This window comes from Wenyingzhuangia sp. (genome assembly GCF_039768515.1).
Classification (GTDB): domain Bacteria; phylum Bacteroidota; class Bacteroidia; order Flavobacteriales; family Flavobacteriaceae; genus Wenyingzhuangia.
On the sequence record NZ_JBDNAI010000065.1, the window covers coordinates 1 to 2,969 of the forward strand.

Sequence of the window (2,969 nt, forward strand, 5' to 3'; positions counted from 1 at the left end):
TCAGAGTTTCATAGCGATACCATACCGATTCCAGAAAGTATCACGACCATAAAATCAAAAATCACTAAAGTTTTTCAAAAAATAAATACGGACACTACTTCAAGCCAGGAGAATATCTATAAAATTAAATCAAAAATCAGTAGTATTCTCAAGAAAAAAAACAACGATTCCATTGTAAAAAGAACAAAAAAAGATACTGTTCAGAGAAATTTAAACTCTTGGACATTTGTAAACAAACCTGGGATTTTACTAACTCAGACCTCTTTTATAAACTGGACTAAAGGAGGAAACAACAGTGTTGCTGGAATTGCTTCCTTTAACGGAGATTATAATTACAAAAATGGTCGATTACTATGGACAAATGCTATCAACTTAAAATATGGAATCAGCAAAGAAAGTGGTAACGAATATACCACTAAGACAAATGATGTTATTGACTTAAAGTCAACATGCAGTTACAAATCAAGCCTTAAATCTAAATGGTACTATTCTGGAGAATTCAACCTAACTACTCAGTTTTACAAAGGGTATAAAGGAGCCGATAGAACGACTCTAATTTCAAGTTTTTTTGCTCCAGCTCGAATGCGTTTGGGAGTTGGAGGACTTTACACCGATAATGATCACGCGTTTAAATTACAACTATCCCCACTGACCAACCAAGTTACTTTTGTTTACAACCAAGATTTAGCAAATAATGGGGCCTTTGGTGTGACTCCAGCAATCATAGATGACAATGGAAACATCACTACTGAAGGAGAAAACATTAACTCTGAGCTTGGTGCATTAATTAGAATAGAATACCAAACGACTATCATGGAGAACATCAACATGAATATTAAAAGCTCCTTTTATTCTGATTACATCAATAATTTTGGCAACGTAGATACAGAAATCGAAATGAATTTAGATATGAAAGTTAATCAATATATACAAGCCAACATAAACTCTCACCTCTTGTACGATGATGATTCCAAGATTACTGAAGCAGATGGGACCCAAACAGGACCAAGGGTACAATTAAAACAAATTTTAGGTATAGGAGTGACTTACCTATTTTAATCAAATAGTACTATTTTTTGAGAAAAATGTTGAGTTCCATATGATATGTTTACGAGGTAAACTCCAGATTGAAAAGGTACTTCTAAAAGATGTTTACTTTTTCTCATAAAGTTTAATTCTCTAGCAAGCATCAAGGCTCCATCCATTTTATAAATACATACATTTACAACTTCATCACCAGGAACATTTTTTTTAATTTCGAGGGTTTTGTCAATCCTATTTATCCTAAATACTGAATTTAAATCGTTTTGAATATCTGCTATACTGTTTGACAATCTCACACCAGAAAAATGACCCGTAAAAAGACCTCTCCCATAAGTTGAAGCAAGAACGGTTTGATCTGTTTTTCTCATATCAAATTGAGTCACTTTAACACTTGACATTCCGTTTTGAGAATGCACCCAGATAGGAAGTTCATCCCTAAAATTTTCAGTTCTCCAAACCCCAAAGTTGGTTCCTACAATAGCTTCGTTTTGATCTAAAGGATTTAACAGAATAGCTTTTGTTGGGATGTCAGGTAGATTTCCATCTTTTTCAACCCAGTTGATACCACCGTCGGTGGTAAAATAAATGTTATTGATGCCATAGTTATGGAGAGTCACCACTATTTCATCTTCATTTGCGCCAAAAGAAATATCAGAAACAGCCCCTACATTAATCGTTTCAGCATTATCAATTGAAGTCCATAAAGGGTTTTCCGTTTCGAAACCTGTAACTTTTAGTAATATTCCAGTCTCTGTTCCTATAAGAACTGATGAGGAATTGACCGTAAAGGGAGAGGCCTTAATTGCCGTTGGTGCTTCTGAAAGTAATGGGTCTGTGAAATCGTCTCTTTCAGGTGTTGTTTTTAAATTTGAAAATCTACTTATGGCGGGAGCAATGTCTAAAGTATCATTACGATAGCCTGTCGTTCCATCAGTGTAAAGAAGATTGAACTGATCATCTAGATCTGCCGTGTTAATAAAAGTCCCACTTTCCTCATCTTTTTCTATTAATATTTGATTGTTATAACTTAACAATGGTAAAGGTTGCAATATGTAAGTGTTAAAAACATATGAAACTATCGCGTAATCATCATCTTTGTCTATGAATACTTTTGCACCATCTCCACCATAGAGATCAATATAAGAATTCATTCCAAAAGCTGCATTCGACACAAATAAAGAACCATTGTCCTGAGCCCCCCCTAAAAGCATTTCATTGTTGATATTTTGGCCTATGGCTGCAGAATAAAACTGAGTAACATTATAATTTTTATTTCTACTTGAGATTACAGAAGTACTACTTTCTACACTGCTTAAATCTTCACAAAAATATACCCCACCATCGTTTCCAAAAACTCCTTGGTTATGATCTAAGGGACTAAAAGCTAATGTATGCTGATCAGCATGCACCAATGAAACCCTAAGACTAAACAAATCATTGTTATTTGACCATTTTGATATCTGAGACCAAGAATTACCTCCATCATAAGACTTAAATAAGTCTATCCCACCTGCATAAACAATATTGTCATCATCTGGATCTACCTCAAGCATTAAATCATAGAAAGCTTGGCCCCTAGTAAAATCCTCAGGAGTAATATCTTGGTCAACATCATTGGGTTTTGAAATTTCTATAAAATCTAAACCATCCAAAGTCTTTACCAGTTGAACTCCTTTCTTTACATTATTGTCTTCTCCTAAATTTTTATTAAATATTTCTGCTACGGCATAAACAGTATTACTATTTTGTTTAGAAACAGATAGTTCAACTCTATCACCGTTCGTGAAAGAATATTTTTCTGTGAAATCAACACCATTTGTACTTCTAAATATTTTTCCTCCTCCGTGTCCATATACATTATTTTTAGTTGCAAACCACATAGAATTGTCTGGAGCGATTTCAATATCACTATAAACATAAGGGGA

At 34.0% G+C, this 2,969-nt stretch carries 2 protein-coding genes; one reads left to right on the top strand and one right to left on the bottom strand.

Translation table 11 applies throughout. The features are described 5' to 3' along the window. The coding region (locus ABF281_RS03930; RefSeq protein WP_347180397.1) for a DUF3078 domain-containing protein at positions 1 to 1,059 on the top strand (1,059 nt) is incomplete at its 5' end. On the opposite strand, the gene ABF281_RS03935 is transcribed toward ABF281_RS03930, so the two are convergent. Further along, positions 1,056 to 2,969 (bottom strand): T9SS type A sorting domain-containing protein (locus ABF281_RS03935; protein ID WP_347180398.1); only part of this gene is annotated, 1,914 nt, incomplete at its 5' end. The genes ABF281_RS03930 and ABF281_RS03935 overlap by 4 nt on opposite strands.